General features: G+C 71.8%; 14 protein-coding genes and 1 riboswitch. Of the genes, 4 read left to right on the top strand and 10 right to left on the bottom strand.

What is annotated here, in order from left to right; genetic code table 11:
* Positions 1–19: 19 nt before the first annotated feature.
* The 3 genes from ACZ6C6_RS30155 to ACZ6C6_RS30145 are packed head-to-tail and all read left to right on the top strand — an operon-like array spanning position 20 to position 3,073.
* Complete coding sequence (locus ACZ6C6_RS30155; protein WP_469207296.1) at positions 20–832, top strand: STM4013/SEN3800 family hydrolase; 813 nt, start codon at positions 20–22, stop codon at positions 830–832.
* Complete coding sequence (locus tag ACZ6C6_RS30150) at positions 829–2,178, top strand: STM4012 family radical SAM protein (protein ID WP_469207294.1); 1,350 nt, start codon at positions 829–831, stop codon at positions 2,176–2,178. The genes ACZ6C6_RS30155 and ACZ6C6_RS30150 overlap by 4 nt, the downstream gene beginning before the upstream one ends.
* A 7-nt stretch (positions 2,179–2,185) precedes the next feature.
* Entirely contained in the window at positions 2,186–3,073 is an 888-nt protein-coding gene (locus ACZ6C6_RS30145) for an STM4011 family radical SAM protein (protein ID WP_469207292.1), read from the top strand.
* A gap of 19 nt (positions 3,074–3,092) precedes the next feature.
* Here ACZ6C6_RS30145 and ACZ6C6_RS30140 read toward each other — a convergent pair whose 3' ends face one another.
* The 3 genes from ACZ6C6_RS30140 to ACZ6C6_RS30130 form a co-directional block, all read right to left on the bottom strand.
* Complete coding sequence (locus tag ACZ6C6_RS30140) at positions 3,093–3,941, bottom strand: SGNH/GDSL hydrolase family protein (protein WP_469207291.1); 849 nt, start codon at positions 3,939–3,941, stop codon at positions 3,093–3,095.
* Positions 3,942–4,124: 183 nt separating this feature from the next.
* Positions 4,125–5,051, bottom strand: coding sequence for a M23 family metallopeptidase (locus ACZ6C6_RS30135; protein WP_469207289.1), 927 nt, complete (start codon positions 5,049–5,051; stop codon positions 4,125–4,127).
* Positions 5,052–5,054: 3 nt separating this feature from the next.
* Positions 5,055–5,216: riboswitch (cyclic di-AMP (ydaO/yuaA leader) on the bottom strand.
* Between the two features lie 289 nt (positions 5,217–5,505).
* Positions 5,506–7,596: an alpha-galactosidase gene (locus ACZ6C6_RS30130; protein WP_469207287.1), complete on the bottom strand. Its 2,091-nt coding sequence runs from the start codon at positions 7,594–7,596 to the stop codon at positions 5,506–5,508.
* A 195-nt stretch (positions 7,597–7,791) separates the two neighbouring features.
* On the opposite strand from ACZ6C6_RS30130, the gene ACZ6C6_RS30125 reads away from it, so the two are divergent.
* The gene (locus tag ACZ6C6_RS30125) at positions 7,792–8,604 is read left to right on the top strand and encodes a tyrosine-protein phosphatase (protein ID WP_469207285.1); all 813 of its coding nucleotides are present in this window, start codon (positions 7,792–7,794) and stop codon (positions 8,602–8,604) included.
* Between the two features lie 5 nt (positions 8,605–8,609).
* Here the strand turns inward: ACZ6C6_RS30125 and ACZ6C6_RS30120 are convergent, their stop codons facing one another.
* The 7 genes from ACZ6C6_RS30120 to shc all read right to left on the bottom strand — a co-directional run bounded on the left by ACZ6C6_RS30120 (position 8,610) and on the right by shc (position 16,561).
* Complete coding sequence (locus ACZ6C6_RS30120) at positions 8,610–8,786, bottom strand: DUF6126 family protein (protein WP_365682997.1); 177 nt, start codon at positions 8,784–8,786, stop codon at positions 8,610–8,612.
* Positions 8,787–8,825: 39 nt separating this feature from the next.
* Positions 8,826–9,434, bottom strand: a complete 609-nt coding sequence (locus ACZ6C6_RS30115; protein ID WP_469207283.1) for a helix-turn-helix domain-containing protein — start codon at positions 9,432–9,434, stop codon at positions 8,826–8,828.
* Positions 9,435–9,495: 61 nt separating this feature from the next.
* Positions 9,496–10,893: an aspartate aminotransferase family protein gene (locus ACZ6C6_RS30110; protein WP_365683000.1), complete on the bottom strand. Its 1,398-nt coding sequence runs from the start codon at positions 10,891–10,893 to the stop codon at positions 9,496–9,498.
* Complete coding sequence (gene dxs / locus ACZ6C6_RS30105) at positions 10,890–12,797, bottom strand: 1-deoxy-D-xylulose-5-phosphate synthase (RefSeq protein ID WP_469207281.1); 1,908 nt, start codon at positions 12,795–12,797, stop codon at positions 10,890–10,892. Before dxs ends, ACZ6C6_RS30110 begins: the two co-directional genes overlap by 4 nt.
* An 82-nt stretch (positions 12,798–12,879) precedes the next feature.
* Positions 12,880–13,899, bottom strand: coding sequence for an adenosyl-hopene transferase HpnH (hpnH, locus tag ACZ6C6_RS30100; RefSeq protein ID WP_469207278.1), 1,020 nt, complete (start codon positions 13,897–13,899; stop codon positions 12,880–12,882).
* Between the two features lie 5 nt (positions 13,900–13,904).
* Positions 13,905–14,558 (bottom strand): phosphorylase family protein, encoded by a 654-nt coding sequence (locus ACZ6C6_RS30095; protein WP_469207277.1) that lies wholly within the window; start codon positions 14,556–14,558, stop codon positions 13,905–13,907.
* On the bottom strand, positions 14,558–16,561 hold the full coding sequence (shc, locus tag ACZ6C6_RS30090) for a squalene--hopene cyclase (RefSeq protein ID WP_469207275.1): 2,004 nt from the start codon (positions 16,559–16,561) through the stop codon (positions 14,558–14,560). The genes ACZ6C6_RS30095 and shc overlap by 1 nt, the downstream gene beginning before the upstream one ends.
* Positions 16,562–16,742 lie beyond the last annotated feature (181 nt).

Below are 16,742 nucleotides of genomic sequence, written 5' to 3'. Positions count from 1 at the left end.
GGCCCCCTCCGATCCCGATATGAGCGAGGTCGTCGGCAGCCACGACCTGCTGTTCGTCACCCTGGACACCCTGCGGTACGACGTCGCGGCCGAGCTGGCCGCCGCCGGGCGCATCCCGAATCTGGCCCGCCATCTGCCGGGCGGTGTCTGGGAGAAGCGGCACGCTCCGGGCAGCTTCACGTACGCCTCCCACCAGGCGATGTTCGCGGGGTTCCTGCCCACCCCGGCCGCACCCGGGCCGCACCCCCGGCTGTTCGCCGCCCGGTTCGCCGGCAGCGAGACCACGGCGGAGCGCACCTTCGTGTTCGACACCCCGGACCTGGTGTCGGGGCTCGCGAAGGAGGGGTACCGCACGGTGTGCGTCGGCGGGGTGGGCTTCTTCAACCTGCGCGGCCCGCTGGGCTCGGTGCTCCCCGGGATGTTCCAGGAGGCGCACTGGGAGCCGGAGTTCGGCGTCGCCTCGCCCACCTCGTTCGAGGCGCAGGTGGCCCGCGCCGAAGAGGTGGTCGCCGCCCTGCCGCCCGAGCAGCGGCTGTTCCTCTTCGTCAACGTCGCCGCGCTCCACCAGCCGAACTGGTTCCACAGCCCCGGGGCGAGCCGCGACGCCGGTGACAGCCGTGCGACGCACGCCGCCGCCCTGGAATACGTGGACGCCCACATCGGCCGGCTCTTCGCCGCCGCGAGCAGCCGCCGCCGTACCTTCGCCATCGTCTGCTCCGACCACGGCACGGCCTACGGCGACGACGGCTACACCGGTCACCGGCTCGGCCACGAGTCCGTCTGGACCGTCCCGTACGCCCACTTCTTCCTCGAACCGGGGGCCGTCCGATGACCGTGCCGCACACCGTCCGCCCGTACGAGAGCTATGTGTACGCCTATCCGCACAAGACGGCGTACCGCCCGCTCGCCGAGCAGCCCGGCGGGCGGCCCGAACTGGGCGAGCTGTGGGCGGGGGAACGCAGGGACGCGCTCTCGCTCTACATGCACATCCCGTTCTGCGAGGTCCGCTGCGGCTTCTGCAACCTCTTCACCCGGATCGGCGCCCCCGACGAGCTGACCGCGCGCTATCTCGACGCGCTGGACCGGCAGGCGAGCGCCGTGCGGGAGGCGCTGGGCGACGCGGAGCCGGTCCGGTTCGCCGCCGCGGCGTTCGGCGGGGGCACGCCCACGTTCCTGACGGCGGGCGAGCTGGAGCGGCTGTGCGACATCGCGGAGAAGCGGATGGGCGCCGATCTGCGGTCCGTCCCGCTGTCCGTGGAGACGTCCCCGTCGACCGCGACCGCCGACCGGCTCGCGGTGCTCGCCGAGCGGGGCGCGACCCGGATCAGCATCGGGGTGCAGTCCTTCGTGGAGGCCGAGGCCCGCGCGGCGGTCCGCCCGCAGCACGCCGCCGACGTGGAGCAGGCGCTCGGCCTCATCCGGGACACCGCTATACCCGTGCTCAACATCGATCTGATCTACGGCATAGACGGCCAGACCGAGCGCACCTGGCGCACCTCGCTGGACGCGGCGCTGCGCTGGCGGCCGGAGGAGCTGTACCTCTACCCGCTGTACGTCCGCCCGCTGACCGCCCTCGGCCTCCGCTCCCCCGGCGACGCCGACGCGGCCTGGGACGAACAGCGCCTGCGCCTCTACCGGGCCGGCCGCGACCACCTCCTGGCCCACGGCTACGAGCAGGTGTCGATGCGGATGTTCCGCCGCGCCGACGCCCCGCGCGCGGAGGGGCCGGACGACTACGCGTGCCAGACGGACGGCATGATCGGCCTGGGCTGCGGCGCCCGCTCCTACACCTCGCGGCTGCACTACTCCTTCGACTACGCGGTCCGGATGAGCGAGGTGCGGGGCATCATCGACGCCTACACGGCCACCGAGGACTTCTCCCGCGCCGAAGTCGGGCGGTACACCGACGGGGACGAGGCGCGCCGCCGTCATCTGCTCCAGTCGGTGCTCCAGGCGCAGGGCATGGCCGTGGACGACTACCGCGAGCGGTTCGGCACCTCGCCGTACGAGGACTTCCCCGCGGAGCTGGCCCGGTTCGAGGCCCGGGGCTGGCTCGACACGGGGGCGCGGGGGCTGCTGCGGCTGTCGCCGGAGGGGCTGGCGTACTCCGACGCGCTGGGCCCGGAGCTCTTCTCGCCCGCCGTGCGGGCGGCGATGGCCGCGTACGAACGGAAGTGAGTGGGCCGTGGACCTGACGATTCTCTACCGGGGCCCGCTCGCCTCGTGCGACTACGACTGCCCGTACTGCCCGTTCGCGAAGCGGCGTGACAGCGGGGAGCAGTTGCGGGCGGACAGGGCGGCGCTGGAACGCTTCACGGTGTGGGTGGCTGCGCAGACCGGTGACCGGATCTCGGTGCTGTTCACGCCGTGGGGCGAGGGTCTGGTGCGCTCCTGGTACCGCCGGGCGATCGTGGAGCTGGCGGGCCTCCCGCATGTGCGCCGGGTCGCGATCCAGACGAACCTGAGCGGCCGTACGCGGTGGCTGGCCGAGGCTCCGGAGGCGGTCAGGGAACGGATCGCGCTCTGGTGCACGTACCACCCGGGGCAGACACCGTACGAGCGTTTCCTCGGCCGGTGCGCGGAGCTGAGGGACCTCGGGGTCCGGCACAGCGTCGGCGTCGTGGGGTTCGACGCCCATCTCGGGGAGGCGCGACGGCTGCGCGCGGCGCTCCCCGACGAGGTCTACCTCTGGGTCAACGCCGCCGAGGGGCACACCTACACGGACGAGGAGGCGGAGCGGTGGACGGCGATCGACCCGCTGTTCCCGTACAGCCGCCATCCGCACCGCTCGGCGGGGCTGCCCTGCCGGACCGGTGAGTCGGTGATCTCGGTGGACGGGGACGGGACGGTGCGCCGCTGCCATTTCGTCCGGGCGGAGCTGGGCAATCTGTACGACGGGAGCTACCGGCGGGCGCTGGGGCCGCGGGGCTGCCCGCTCGCCGTCTGCGACTGCCACATCGGCTATGTGCACCTGGAGACGCTGCCGCTGTACGACGTCTTCGCGGGCGGGGTCCTGGAGCGGATACCGGCGGCGCTGCCGCTGCCCCCGGTCGCCGCGACGCGCGGCGACTGAGGACAGCGGGAGGGGCCGGTCAGAGCGGCAGCAGATCGGGCCGCTTCGGCTCGACGTGGTCCCCGGAGGACTCGCCGCGCAGCCGCCGCCCGATCCACGGGACGAGGTATTCGCGCGCCCAGTGGATGTCGTCGCGGCGGATCTCCAGCGTGCCGCGCGGGGGCTGCGGCGGCCACGGCTGGTCCGGGTCGGCCGGCACGTCGAGGCCGAGGACCTGTGCGGCGCGGAGCGCGACGCGGGTGTGTCCCTCGGGCGACAGGTGGAGCCGGTCGCCGTCCCAGGCGCGCCGGTCCTGCACCGAGCGCAGCGACCACAGGTCGAGGACCGGGCAGTCGTAGCGGTCGGCGATGGCCCGGACATGGGCGGTGTAGGTGGCGATCTTGCCGCGCAGATGGCGCAGCACGGGAACGCCACGGGTGTCGAAGCCGGTGGTGACCATGACGGTGCCGACCGACCGTGTGAGGTCGGCGACCGCCCGCTCGAAGCGTTCGGCCACGTCGTCCGGGTCGGTGCCCGGCCGGATGATGTCGTTGCCGCCTGCGCAGAAGCTCACCAGATCGGGGGCGAGTTCCTTGGCGCGGGGTACCTGCTCCTCGACTATCTGGTCGAGGAGGCGTCCTCGTACGGCGAGATTGGCGTACCGGAAGTCCCCGTGCGCGGAAACGGGTGAGACCTGGGTCGCCGGGCCGGGCTCCGGGAGCCGGTCCGCGAGGAGTACCGCGAGCCGGTCGGCCCAGCCGACGAACGTGCCGTCCGGGCCGGGGTCGCCGACTCCCTCGGTGAAGCTGTCGCCAATCGCCGCGTACGACCCGATGGCGCCCTGTCGGTCGATGGCGCCCTGTTGAAGGTTGTTCGAATCGTCTGCCACAACCGCATATCCTGCACCCCGGAATGTGACCTACGCGACCGTAATAAGGGGTTGACGGGTGGTGAGATAAACCACCCGGTCAGTTTTCGGTAAAGGGGGAATAAGCAGAGGGACGGCGCACCGCCGTGCGCCGTCCCTCTGTGCCGTTCAGTGACCCGGATCACCGGGCCGGTACTGCCTGGATCAGACGTAGATCCCGTGCGACGCCAGGTAGGCGATCGGGTCGATGTCCGAGCCGTACTCCGGGCCGGTGCGGACCTCGAAGTGGAGGTGCGGGCCGGTGGCGTTGCCGGTGGAGCCGGAGAGGCCGACCTGCTGGCCCGCGGTCACGGTCTGGCCCGCCGAGACGGAGAGCGAGGACATGTGGCCGTACTGGGAGTAGTGGCCGTCGGCGTGCTTGATGACGACCTGGTTGCCGTAGGCGCCGCCCCAGCCGGCGGTGACGACGGTGCCGGAGGCGATGGCCTTCACGCTGGTGCCGGTGGAGACGGGGAAGTCGATGCCGGTGTGGCTGCCGCTGGACCAGTTGGCGCCGGAGGCGCGGTACGCGGTGGTGTGGTTGCCCGGGACCGGGTGGACGTAGCCGGAAGCGTTGTCCTGGGAGGCGGGGGCCTTGGTCTCGGTCTGCGCCTCGGTCTTGGTCTCGACCTTGGGCTCGGCCTTGGTCTCCGCCTTGGGCGCGGCCTTCGTCACGGTCTTCTCCGCCGTCTTGGCGGGGGCCTCGGACGTGGTGGCGGCGGGGGCCGCCTTGGCGCCGAGGGTCAGCTTCATGCCCGGGAAGATCAGGCTCGGGTTCTCACCGACGACCTCGCGGTTGTCCTGGTACAGCTTGTGCCAGCCGCCCTTGAGGTGGTGCTGGGCCGCGATCTTCGACAGGTAGTCGCCGGAGACGACGGAGTACGTGGTGGTGCCGGTGCTCTTCGCGGGCGCGGCCGGGGCGGTGTGCGCGGCGGCCGACTTCGACGTGGCCGGGGCGGACTGCTCCGCGGCGTGGGCACCGGTGGCGCCGAGCAGCGGGAGCGCGATGACGGCGCCGCCGGCGCTCGCGGCGACGACGCCGCGGGCGATGGTGCTGGACTTGGGACGGCGGTGCTTACCCGAATTGGGCATGAAGAATTTCCTCTCCGGCGCCTGCGAGGTGAGCTGTCGGGTTCGGGCTGGAGATGCCCGGCCGCGCCTGGCGCGGCTTCACCCCTAGCCGTCCGGTCGTCCCGGTCGGCGGCTTACCTGGTTCCCCCGCTCCTGCCACACGGTGAAGGGATGCGAATTCCGGACGGCGGCAGGATTGGGCGTTCCATCCGGATGGACATGGAACGTAAGCGAGCCTGGACGGCGGAAACAAGCCGCGGGTTCGGCGCCGGATTCGGCACCGGAATTGCGGTGCCGAATTCCGGTCACACTCCGTGGATTACGGATCTTGGCTTTCCGCGCGGCGCGGGGATTACCCAGCCGGGGCGTCACCACACACCGTCACGGATATGATCCCGCTCACGAGCGGGTGATCATCTCCCTAGCAACCGGGGCACTTTGTCCATAACGCCTTAATACGGACATGTCATGGCCATCATCCACGGCGCAGCCGCACCACCCGCGCGTCCAGGTCGCCGCGCAGCCCCGTCCGCAGCCCGTGGTGCATCAGCAGCGAACCGTGGTGCACCGCCCCGGTGTCCAGGCAGGTGTACGTCGCCTCCGGGTCGAGCCCGCGCAGCCGCAGCGCCGGCGGCTCCTCCCCGTACCGCTGCGCGTGGAGCCACGCCAGCACGACGGTGTCCGCACCCCGCACGTACTGCACGGCGCTGAGCCCGGGGCCCGGGGCGCGCAGCCGGTAGAGCTCGCCCAGCTGCACCACCGGGCGGATCTCCTTGTACAGCTCCACCCACCCGCGCGCCTCGTCCAGTTCGGCCGCGCTCCACTCGGTGAGGTCCCCGCCGATCCCCAGCACCCCGGCCATCGCGCTGACGAACCGGAAGCGCAGCGAGGAGCGGCGTCCGTTCAGCTGGACGTTCGGGCTGTCGGTCACCCAGGCCGCCATCACGCGCGCCGGGTGGAGATGCCCGAAGCCGTGCTGGATGGCGAGGCGGTCCAGCGGATCGGTGTTGTCGGACGTCCAGACCTGGTCCGTACGCGAGAGGATGCCGAGGTCGATCCGGCCGCCGCCGCCCGAGCAGGACTCGAAGGCGACGCCGGGATGGGCGGCTCGCAGCCGGTCGAGCAGCGCGTAGAGGGCGTCCACGTGCTCGGTCCACAGACGCTGGGGGTAGTCGGCGCCGGGCCAGCCGGCATCCGAGAAGCAGCGGTTGAAGTCCCATTTCACGTAGTCGACGGGCGTGTCGGTCAGCAGGGCGTCCAGGCTCTCCCACAGGTGGGCCCGCACATCGGGGCGGGCGAGGTTGAGGACCAGCTGATTGCGGAATTCGGTGCGTTCCCGGCCGGGGAAGTGCTGGACCCAGTCCGGGTGGGCTCGGTAGAGGTCGCTGTCGGGGTTGACCATTTCCGGCTCGACCCAGATGCCGAACCGCATGCCGAGTCCGTGCACATGGCGGGCGAGCGGCCCGAGGCCGTCGGGAAAGCGCTCCGGATTCGGCGTCCAGTCGCCGAGCCCGGCCCGGTCGCTCACCCGCCGGCCGAACCAGGCGTCGTCCACGACGAACAGCTCGACGCCCAGCGCGGCGGCCCGGTCGGCCAGGGCCCGCTGCTGGTCCTCCGCGATGTCGAAGCCGGTGGCCTCCCAGGAGTTGTAGAGCACCGGACGCGGCTCGGCGGCGTCCGGGATCACATGGGCGAGCTGCCAGGCGTGCCAGGCGCGGCCGGCCCCGCCGAAGCCGTCCCGGCTCCACAACCCGGCGAAGACCGGGCTGGTGTACGACTCCCCCGGCGCGAGCCGCAGCAGCCCGGAGTCGTCGTATCCGGCGCCGCCGGTGATCTGCACGAGCCCGTCGGGCAGCCGCTGGACGGCGATGCGCCAGGAGCCGGACCAGCCGAGCGCGCAGCCGTAGACCTCCCCGGAATCCTCGGTCGCGGCGCCGTCCGCGTCCAGGGCGACCCAGGGCAGGCCCTGGTGGCCGGTGTGACCCCGCCGGCTGGAGAGCAGGTGTTCCCCGTACGCCAGCTCGGTACGCTCCAGCTGGGTCTCCGCCGCCCAGCGGCCGTGCAGCCGGGTGAGCCGCCAGGCGTCGCGCGCGGGCAGCGCCCAGGCGGCGGCGTCGGCCCGCAGCAGTTCGAGGGGCGGCCCGTCCGGTCCCGTGTGGGTGAGCGTGGTCCAGCGTTCGATGACGTCGGAGTCGTCCCGCATCCGGTAGTGCAGGGTGATCGCGAGGCGGTGCACCGGGTCGTCGAAGGAGAGCCGCAGTTCGTCGCCGTCCACCGAGTCCCCGGCGAAGACCCAGGCGGTCCCGCGCACCTCGTCGGTGCGCACCGACAGGGCGGGGCGGACGAACCGCGGTCCACCCTCCACCGGATACTCCTCGCGGCCGTCGAGCGGGGACTCGAAGCCCCGGGCAGGCGGTGCGGGCGCCGCGGCCAGGGCCCGGGCCGCCGGAAGGGAGATGCGCGGGCCCCAGTGGAGATGCAGCAGTTCGTGCCGCTCCGTGAGGCACAGGGCGTAGCTTCCGCTCGCCCCCGTCAGCAGCCAGATCCGGTCGCCGGTCTCGATCATCGCGCCCCCGTCCACATGCGTTCACAGATTCACACAGGTCCGCACATCATCGACCGTCCCCTGAGCGAGGGCAACGGTGCATGCCCGGAAATCCGGCTGCGGCGACCGAGTGACAGTCCGGGGAACCGATGTCGTATCGTCGCGGCCATGGGCCCGCCGGCGACACGCGCCCGGGCAGAGCCTCCAGGAGTGACCGTGACGCAGCAACTGCCGCAGACCCCGCCGACGGAGCCCGTTCTCACCGGTGTCCGCAACTTCCGCGACGTGGGCGGTCTCCCCACCGCCGACGGTCGCCGGGTGCGGCAGGGCAGGCTCTACCGCAGCGGTCACCTGGCGCACGCCACGGCAGAGGACGCGCTCTTCCTCGGCGGGCTCGGCCTGCACACCGTCTTCGACTTCCGCAACGCGGCCGACCACAAGCTGGACGGCCTGGACATCGAGCTGCCGGGCGTACGGAATGTGAGCATCCCGCTCAGCGACCCGGCGGACGGCGCCGAGTTCTGGCGGATGGTGCGCGACGGCAACCTGACGGAGCTGCGCTCGATCCTGGCCGACGGCAAGGGGACCCGCCGCATGGTCGCCTCGTACCGCTCGATCATCCTGGAGCGCACCGCCGAGCACAGCCGGGTGCTGCACGCCCTGGCCGAGGACAGCGTGCCCGCTCTGATGCACTGCGCGGCCGGCAAGGACCGGGCGGGGCTCGCGATCGCGGTGACGCTGCTGGCGGTGGGCGTCGGGCGGGAGACCATCGAGGCCGACTACCTCAAGTCGAACGACCCGCACCGCCGCTACCGCATCCGGCGCAGCGACACCTCGGCCGCCGGGATGTCCCCGGAGGTGCTGGAGCTGCTGAACCCGCTCTTCGGCGCCCAGCCCGACTACCTCGCCGCGGCCTTCGCGGCCATTGACGAGACCTGGGGCGGCACCGACCGCTACCTCACCGACGGGCTGAAGCTCACGCCCGCCACCCGTGAGCGGCTGCGCGAACGGCTCCTCGACGAGAGCTGAGCGGCCTACTGGTTGTGCATGCCGACCGCGAAGAGCAGGTACAGGAACGCGGCGATGACGTGCCCGGCCACGAGGTAGGCGAAGAGCCGGATGACGAGTCCGCGCGGCATCTTCCTCTCCTGGCTGTCGGCGCCGGGGCGCGGGGCCGGGGTGAGCGGGTCGTAGTGCTCTGAATCGGACATGACTGGCCTCTCTGATGCCGGGGGTCCGGCGGAAACGTCTCAGCCGCGGTGGACCCGGCCGCCGAGGCACAGGTCGGCGGCGGGGCTCTGCAGCAGGGTGTGGACGAAGAGCAGCTCGGCGCCCTCGGATTCGGGGGCCGCGATCCGGTGCGGGGTGAGCGAGTCGAAGTGCGCGCCGTCCCCGGGCGCGAGGTCGTGCACCGTCTCGCCGAGCGTCACCCGGAGGCGGCCGGTCAGGACGTACAGCCACTCCTCGCCGGGGTGGACGCGGACCAGATCGCCCTGGGCGCCGTACGGGACGCGGACGCGGAGCGCCTGCATCGCGCGGCCGGAGCCGCCGGCCTGCTGGTACATCCAGCCGTCGGCGGCCGCGCCCTCGAACGGGCGGCCGCGGACGATCGCGTCACGTTCCGGGGGCGTCTCGCCGAGGAGCTCGGAGACCGTCGTACCGTAGATCCTGGCCAGCTGGAGCAGCATGGGCAGCGAGGGCTGACGCCGGCCCGTTTCGAGCCGGGAGAGGTGGGCGGGCGAGAGCCCAGCCCGCTGGGCCGCGGTCTCCAGGGTGAGACCACGGCCTCGGCGCAGATCGCGCAGGCGTGGCGCGACACCGGGCAGCTCGCCGGCCGCCAGGTCGTCCGGAGGGTTCATGCCTCCATTGGGCCAAAGTCTTTCCCCGGAGGCAAATTTCTTGCCTCCGGGGCAAAAAGGCTCAGCGGTTGGCGACGGCCTGCTTCACCAGAGTGCGCCCGAAGTCCCACATCAGTCCCCCGCCGCTGTGCGCGTCGTCCATCACGGCGGTGAACGCCTCCACGAAGCGGTCGACGTCCGCGTCGTCGATGACCAGCGGCGGGATGAGCTTGATCACTTCCAGATGGTCGCCGGAGACCTGGGTCAGGATGCGGTGCTTCTGGAGCAGCGGCACGACGACCATCTGCGCGAAGAGGCCCTTGCGAGCCGCCTGGAGCATGGTCCAGCGGCTGCGGAGCTTCAGCGAGGTGGGGCGGCCGAACTCGATGCCGATCATCAGCCCGCGCCCCCGCACCTCGTGCAGCAGCTCGTAGCGTCCGACGAGCGCGGACAGCCGTTCGCGGAGCAGGTCGCCGGTGCGGCGCGCGTGCGCGACGGTCTCCTCGTCCTCCATCACCGACAGCACCGCGAGCCCCGCCGCCATCGCCTGGGCGTTGGAGCCGAAGCTCGCGGAGTGGACGAGGACCCGGTCCATCGAGGAGTAGACCCGCTTGAAGATCCAGTCCTTGCCGAGGGTCGCCCCGACCGGGACATAGCCGCCGGAGAGCGCCTTGGCGACGCAGACGAGGTCCGGTTCCACGCCTTCCTCGTGCTGGTACGCGTAGAAGTCGCCGGTCCTGCCGAGGCCGGTCTGCACCTCGTCGGCGATGAGGAGGGCCTTGTGCTTGCGCAGCAGTTCCTGGGCCTCGCGCAGATAGCCGGGCGGCGCCGCGAGCACCCCCTTCCCCTGGATCGGCTCCACCACCAGGGCGGCCACGTCGCCCCGCTTCAGCTCCCGTCGCAGCGCGGCGAGGTCGCCGAGCGGGACCGCGGTGTCGGGCAGCAGCGGGGCGAAACCGTCCCGGAACCCGCCCTCGCCGTTGACCGAGAGGGAGCCGGTGGTCAGCCCGTGGAAGGCGTGGTCGCAGTAAAGGACGCGCGGCCGGCCGGTGGCGTACCGGGCGAACTTCAGGGCGGTCTCGACGGCCTCGGTGCCGCTGTTGCCGAAGAAGACCCGGTCCAGGTGCGGGCTGTGGCTCAGCAGCTTCTCGGCCAGCAGCCCGGGCAGCGGCTGGCAGTCGAACCGGGTCAGGTCGGCGAGCGAGGCGTCGAGGACGTCGTGCAGCGCCTTGCGTACGACGGGATGGTGCCGGCCGAGCCCCATGACGCCGAATCCGGCGAGCATGTCGAGGTAGTCGTTGCCGTCCGCGTCCCAGAAGTGCGCGCCCTCGGCCCGTTCGTAGACCTTGTCGAAGCCGATGGTGTGCAGCATGCGCGGGAGCTGGTGGTTGAGGTGCTTGCTGTGCAGCTCGTAGCGTTCGGCGCCGCGTTCGGCGAGAAGCCGCGCCAGATCGAAGCCCTTGGGCTCGTCGTCCTTCATGCCCCGCTCTCCTTGTACCCGTTGCCGGCAGCCGCCTTCCGGGCGGCCGCGACGGCGCTGATCCGGCCGGCGATCTCGACCGGTGTGAGTCCGATGTCGGCCAGCACCTCGGACCGCTTGCCGTGCGCGAGGAACTGCTCGGGGATGCCGAAGGTGCGCAGCGGTACGTCGATTCCCGCGTCCCGGAGCGCCTGTCCGACCGCCGAACCGACACCCCCGGCGCGGCTGTTGTCCTCGACCACCGCGACGAGCCCGTGCGCGGCGGCGAGCGGCGGCAGCGCCGCGTCGACCGGTTTGACCCAGCGTGGGTCCACGACGGTGCAGCGGATGCCGGCGCCCGACAGCAGTTCGGCGGTGCGCAGGCAGACGGAGGCCATCGCGCCGACGGCGACGAGGAGCACACCGGCGTCCTCGTCGCGCCGCAGCACGTCCATCCCGCCGATCCGGCCGACCGCCTCGATCGTCTCCCCGACCGACTCCTTCGGGAACCGCACCAGGGTCGGAGCGTCGTCCACCGCGACCGCCTCGCGCAGTTCCTCGCGCAGCCGGTCCGCGTCGCGCGGGGCCGCGATCCGCAGCCCGGGCACGACCTGGAGCAGGGACATGTCCCACATGCCGTTGTGCGAGGCCCCGTCGGGCCCGGTGACACCGGCCCGGTCCAGGACGAAGGTGACCCCGCACCGGTGCAGGGCGACGTCCATCAGGAGCTGGTCGAACGCCCGATTGAGGAAGGTGGCGTACACGGCGACGACCGGGTGCAGCCCGCCCGTGGCGAGCCCCGCCGCACTGACCGCGGCGTGCTGCTCCGCGATGCCCACGTCCCAGACGCGGTCCGGGAACGCCTCGGCGAACTTCGTCAGCCCGACCGGGTCCAGCATCGCGGCGGTGAGCGCGACGACGTCCGGGCGCTCCGCCCCGATCGCCGCGATCTCGTCCGCGAACACGGAGGTCCAGGACGGGCCGGCGGCGGGCACGAGCGGGGCACAGGTCAGGGGGTCCATCGCGCCGACGGTGTGGAAGCGGTCGGCCTCGTCGCGCAGGGCGGGGGCGTAACCGCGCCCCTTCTCGGTGATGCAGTGGACGAGGACGGGGCCCCGGAAGCCCTTGGCCCGGTGCAGGGCGGCCTCGACGGCGGCGGTGTCGTGCCCGTCGACCGGCCCGATGTACTTGAGTCCCAGGTCCTCGAACAGGCCCTGCGGGGCGACGAAGTCCTTGAAGCCCTTCTTGGCCCCGTGCAGGGCCCCGTGGAGGGGCTGACCGATGACGGGGGTGCGTTCCAGGAGGCCCTTGCCCCAGGACAGGAAGCGTTCGTAGCCGTCGGTGGTGCGCAGGGTGGCGAGGTGGCGGGCGAGGCCGCCGATCGTGGGCGCGTAGGAGCGCTCGTTGTCGTTGACCACGACGATCAGGGGGCGGTCCTTGGCGGCGGCGATGTTGTTCAGCGCCTCCCAGGCCATGCCGCCGGTGAGGGCCCCGTCCCCGATGACGGCGACGACGTGGCTGCCGCGGCCGCGTACCTCATCGGCCTTGGCGAGGCCGTCGGCCCAGCCGAGGACGGTGGAGGCGTGCGAGTTCTCGATGACGTCGTGCTCGGACTCCTCGCGGGACGGGTAGCCGGAGAGCCCGCCCTTGCCGCGCAGCTTGGAGAAGTCCTGGCGCCCGGTGAGCAGTTTGTGCACGTAGCTCTGGTGGCCGGTGTCCCACAGAACCCGGTCGACGGGCGAGTCGAAGACCCGGTGCAGGGCGATGGTCAGCTCCACCACCCCGAGGTTGGGGCCCAGGTGGCCGCCGGTCCTGGCCACGGCCTCCACCAGGAACGTGCGGATGTCGTCGGCGAGTTCGCCGAGTTGTGACGCGTTCAGTGCCTTCAGATCGTGCGGCCCCCGGATGCTCTGCAGCAGCGTCATGCCCGGGCCCCCTCTCTGTGGTCCTGTTCCTGCTCACGGTGATGGCCGGGCTCCGCACGGGAGCCCGGCCGGGTGTCGCGGCTCAGCCGTTGCCGCTGACGGTCTCGCGCATGGCGCGCAGGGACTCCTTCAGGGAGCCCATGGTGGCGAGGACGGCGGTGGGCTCGTAGCCGCAGTGCGCCATGCAGTTGGCGCAGCGCGGGTCCTTGCCCCGGCCGTACTTGTCCCAGTCGGTCTCCTCGATGAGCTGCCGGTACGTCGGCACATAGCCGTCGCTCATCAGGTAGCAGGGCCGCTGCCAGCCGAACAGGGAGTAGTTGGGGATGGCCCAGGCGGTGCACGGGAAGTCGGCCTTGCCCTCCAGGAAGTCCAGGAAGAGCGGCGAGTGGTTCAGCCGCCACCGGCTCCGGTTGCCGCCGGCGAAGGACTTCTTGAACAGCTCGCGGGTCTGCTCCACGCCCAGGAAGTGCTCCTGGTCGGGCGCCTTCTCGTACGCGTAGGCGGGCGAGATCATCATCTCGTCCACCTTGAGGTCGTCGTTGAGGAAGTTGAGCACCTCGATGATGGTCTGCGGGGTGTCGGTGTTGAAGAAGGTGGAGTTGGTGGTGACCCGGAAGCCGCGCCGCTTGGCCTCCTTGATCGCCGCCACCGCCTCGTCGAACACCCCTTCCTTGGCGACCGACTCGTCGTGCCGTTCGCGGAGCCCGTCGATGTGCACGGCGAACGCGAAGTACGGCGAGGGCGTGAACTTCTCGATCTTCTTGCGCAGCAGCACCGCGTTGGTGCAGAGGAATACGTACTTCCTCTTCGCCACCAACTGGCGCACGATCTCATCGATCTGAGGGTGCATCAGTGGTTCGCCGCCGGCGATGGAGACCATCGGGGCGCCCGATTCGAGCACGGCGCCGACGGCCTGGGCCACGGGCATGCGCTGCTTGAGGACTCCGGCCGGGTGCTGGATCTTCCCGCAGCCCTCGCAGGCGAGGTTGCAGGCGTACAACGGCTCCAGCTCGACAATCAGCGGAAACTTGTCCCGCTTGCGGAGCTTTTGTTCAATGAGGTACGTCGCAACCTTGATGGACTGACGAAGCGGCATGGCCATCTAGCTCACCTCCTGGGGAGCAGCAAAGATCGGTGCCATTCATAGAAAGCCGGCAGGACGGCACGAAGAACGCGGAAAGCCGATATTCCACCGCGGAACGTGCCGATGCGGACGAGCTCATGCTCAGGAGCGTCCACGACCACCCGTACGGCGGCAACCGGGCGTGGCCCGGACCGCAGGGCGGTGCGCAGGGTGGCGGCGGACTCCATGTCCACCGCGATCGCCCCGGTGGCCCGCAGCTCGGCCCGCTCATGTCCCCGGACGACATGGTCGGACCCGGTGAGCGGGCCGGTGTGTACGGTGCGCCCCGGTACGGCTCTGGCCAGCGCCTCGGCCAGCAGCTCCGCGCCGGTGCACGGGACGGGGTCCCCGGCTGCCCGGGTCTCCTCCGCCACCACGAGGTCGCCCGGGTGCATCCCGGGCGCGAGGCCGGCGCAGAACCCCGAGGCGATGACCGCGGTGTCCGCCGCCGCCCCGCCGTCCCGCCCGAGCGCGCGCGCCACGGCGGTCTCGGCCGCCCTGGGGCCCATGCCGGTACGGAGCACGGTGACCCGCTCCGGGGCGTCCGTCGCCCGCCCCCTGCCGGTGCGCAGGGCGAGCTGTTCGATGCCGAGCGCGCAGGCGATCAGCAGCGGGGCGGGCGGCCCGGCCTCTGCCATCAGGCCCCCTCGCGCGTCGGCGTGCGGCCCGCGAACGGGTCGCCGTGCACGTACCGCCCGAGCGCGGTGAGCGGGAAGACCTGCCGGTAGAGGTGGTAGTTGATGGAGAAGTCCCAGGGGAACCCGGTACCGGTGAAGTAGGGCTCGTCCCAGGAGCCGTCGGCCTGCTGGGTCTCGGCCAGCCAGGCGATGCCCCGGGTCACGGCGACGGTGTCCCGCCGCCCCGCGGCGAGCAGCGCGAGGAGCGCCCAGGCGGTCTGGGACGCGGTCGACGCTCCCTGGCCGATCCACTTCTCCTCGGTGTAGGAGCGCAGGTCCTCGCCCCAGCCGCCGTCGTCGTTCTGGATGGACTCCAGCCAGTCGACCGCGCGCCGGATCGCCGGGTGCGACGGGGGCAGCCCGGCGGCGGTCAGCGCGGGGACCACCGACCCCGTTCCGTAGACGTAGTTGACGCCCCAGCGGCCGAACCAGCCGCCGTTCGCGTCCTGTTCGGCCAGCAGCCACTCGATGCCGCGCCGGGTGACGGGGTGTGCGGCACGGCCCTCGACGGCCAGCATCTCCACCACGTGCCCGGTGACGTCCGCGGACGGCGGGTCGATGACCTCGCCGAAGTCGCAGAAGGGCAGCCGGTTGGGGAAGGGGCTGGTGTTGTCCGCGTCGAAAGCGCCCCAGGCCCCGTTGCGGGACTGCATGCCGACGTTCCAGCGCACGCCGCGCTCGATCGCGGCGTCCAACCGGGCCTGGTCGGGGTGGCGGACCCGGCGCAGGGCCAGGACCACCTCCGCGGTGTCGTCGATGTCGGGGTAGTTGTCGTTGTGGAACTCGAACGCCCAGCCGCCGGGCTCCAGTCCGGGCCGGCGCACCGCCCAGTCTCCCGGCCGGACGATCTCCTCGGCGAGCATCCAGTCCGCCGCCTTCACGAGCGCCGGGTGGTCGGGGGCGACCCCGGCGTCGGCGAGTGCGATGGTGGCCAGGCAGGTGTCCCAGACCGGGGACTGGCACGCCTCGATCATGCGGGTGCCGTCCTCGCGCCACACGGCGAAGCGGTCGAGCGATTCGAGGCCCGCCCGCATCACCGGGTGTTCGAGGTCGTAGCCGAGGAGGTGCAGGGCGATGACCGAGTAGACGGCGGGCGGCTGGATGCCGCCCCAGCAGCCGTCGTTCTCCTGGCGTTCGATGATCCAGCGGGCCGCGGAGTTCATCGCGACCCGACGCAGTCCGCGCGGCGCGAAGCGGTGATAGACGTGCAGCGCCTTGTCGAGCCGCTGGAAGAGCCCGTCCCAACTGCGTGCCGGAGCCGGGCGTTTGGGCGGATTGGGGTTCGCGGGGTCGGTGTGCAGCTCGTCCAGGGCGAAGGGGGCCGGCCGTACCGGCCGCTTCGCCGACACGATGGTGAGCGGCACGATGGTCTGGCGGGCCCAGCAGCCGAAGTCGTAGATGTTGAGCGGGACCCACTTCGGGAAGAACATCAGCTCCGGGGGGAGCTCCGGCAGGTCGTCCCATTTCCACCAGCCGAAGAGGGCCAGCCAGATCCGGGTGAAGACCCGGCTCGCGGCGATGCCGCCCTGCTCCCTGACCCAGCCCGCGGCGCGGGCCATGTGCGGGTCCTCCGGCCGGTCGCCCGCCAGTCTCAGCGCGACGTAGGCCTCGATGGTCGTGGAGAGGTCCGCGGGGCCGCCGTGGAACGTCGTCCACGTCCCGTCACCGAGCTGTTCGCCGCGGATGAAGCCCGCGGCCGCCCGGACCGTGGCGGGGTCCTGGATACCGAGGAACTGACGGAGCAGCAGGTCCTCGGCGTCCATCGTGACGTTGGTGGCGAGGTCGCCCTTCCACCAGCCCTGCTCGTCCTGCCTGCCGAGGAGATGCTCCACCGAGCGCTCCGCGGCCCGCCGCGCGGCGGCAAGTACTGCGTCCGCGGCGATGGTTGATTCGGTTGTCTTCCTACTGGCCGAGGCTGCGCGGGGGTCAACGGCCCCGGTGCTTCCGTCGGTCGTCGCTGTCATGGCTTCCCCTTCGTGCAGGTGGTCCTCTGCTGTGCTGGGGTCTCCGTCGGGCGGCGCCCCGGGGGGGGCCCGGCCGCCCCCGCCAGGCAAATTGGCCCACAAATGAACAAAAAATTAGGAAAACCAACAAATACCCGGGCGCCGTGTGCGTCGCCCCCCCCGGGTGGGGGCATTGGGCCCC

The sequence above is a fragment of the Streptomyces sp. NPDC041814 genome (assembly GCF_055590565.1).
This window is presented reverse-complemented; position numbering and strand designations above follow the sequence as displayed.

Coding starts and splice junctions, on each gene's coding strand:
- ACZ6C6_RS30155 (WP_469207296.1), top strand. CDS start 20: ATGAGCGAGGTCGTCGGCAGCCACGACCTGCTGTTCGTCACCCTGGAC.
- ACZ6C6_RS30150 (WP_469207294.1), top strand. CDS start 829: ATGACCGTGCCGCACACCGTCCGCCCGTACGAGAGCTATGTGTACGCC.
- ACZ6C6_RS30135 (WP_469207289.1), bottom strand. CDS start 5,051: ATGCCCAATTCGGGTAAGCACCGCCGTCCCAAGTCCAGCACCATCGCC.
- ACZ6C6_RS30130 (WP_469207287.1), bottom strand. CDS start 7,596: ATGATCGAGACCGGCGACCGGATCTGGCTGCTGACGGGGGCGAGCGGA.
- ACZ6C6_RS30120 (WP_365682997.1), bottom strand. CDS start 8,786: ATGTCCGATTCAGAGCACTACGACCCGCTCACCCCGGCCCCGCGCCCC.
- ACZ6C6_RS30115 (WP_469207283.1), bottom strand. CDS start 9,434: ATGAACCCTCCGGACGACCTGGCGGCCGGCGAGCTGCCCGGTGTCGCG.
- ACZ6C6_RS30110 (WP_365683000.1), bottom strand. CDS start 10,893: ATGAAGGACGACGAGCCCAAGGGCTTCGATCTGGCGCGGCTTCTCGCC.
- dxs (WP_469207281.1), bottom strand. CDS start 12,797: ATGACGCTGCTGCAGAGCATCCGGGGGCCGCACGATCTGAAGGCACTG.
- hpnH (WP_469207278.1), bottom strand. CDS start 13,899: ATGGCCATGCCGCTTCGTCAGTCCATCAAGGTTGCGACGTACCTCATT.
- ACZ6C6_RS30095 (WP_469207277.1), bottom strand. CDS start 14,558: ATGGCAGAGGCCGGGCCGCCCGCCCCGCTGCTGATCGCCTGCGCGCTC.
- shc (WP_469207275.1), bottom strand. CDS start 16,561: ATGACAGCGACGACCGACGGAAGCACCGGGGCCGTTGACCCCCGCGCA.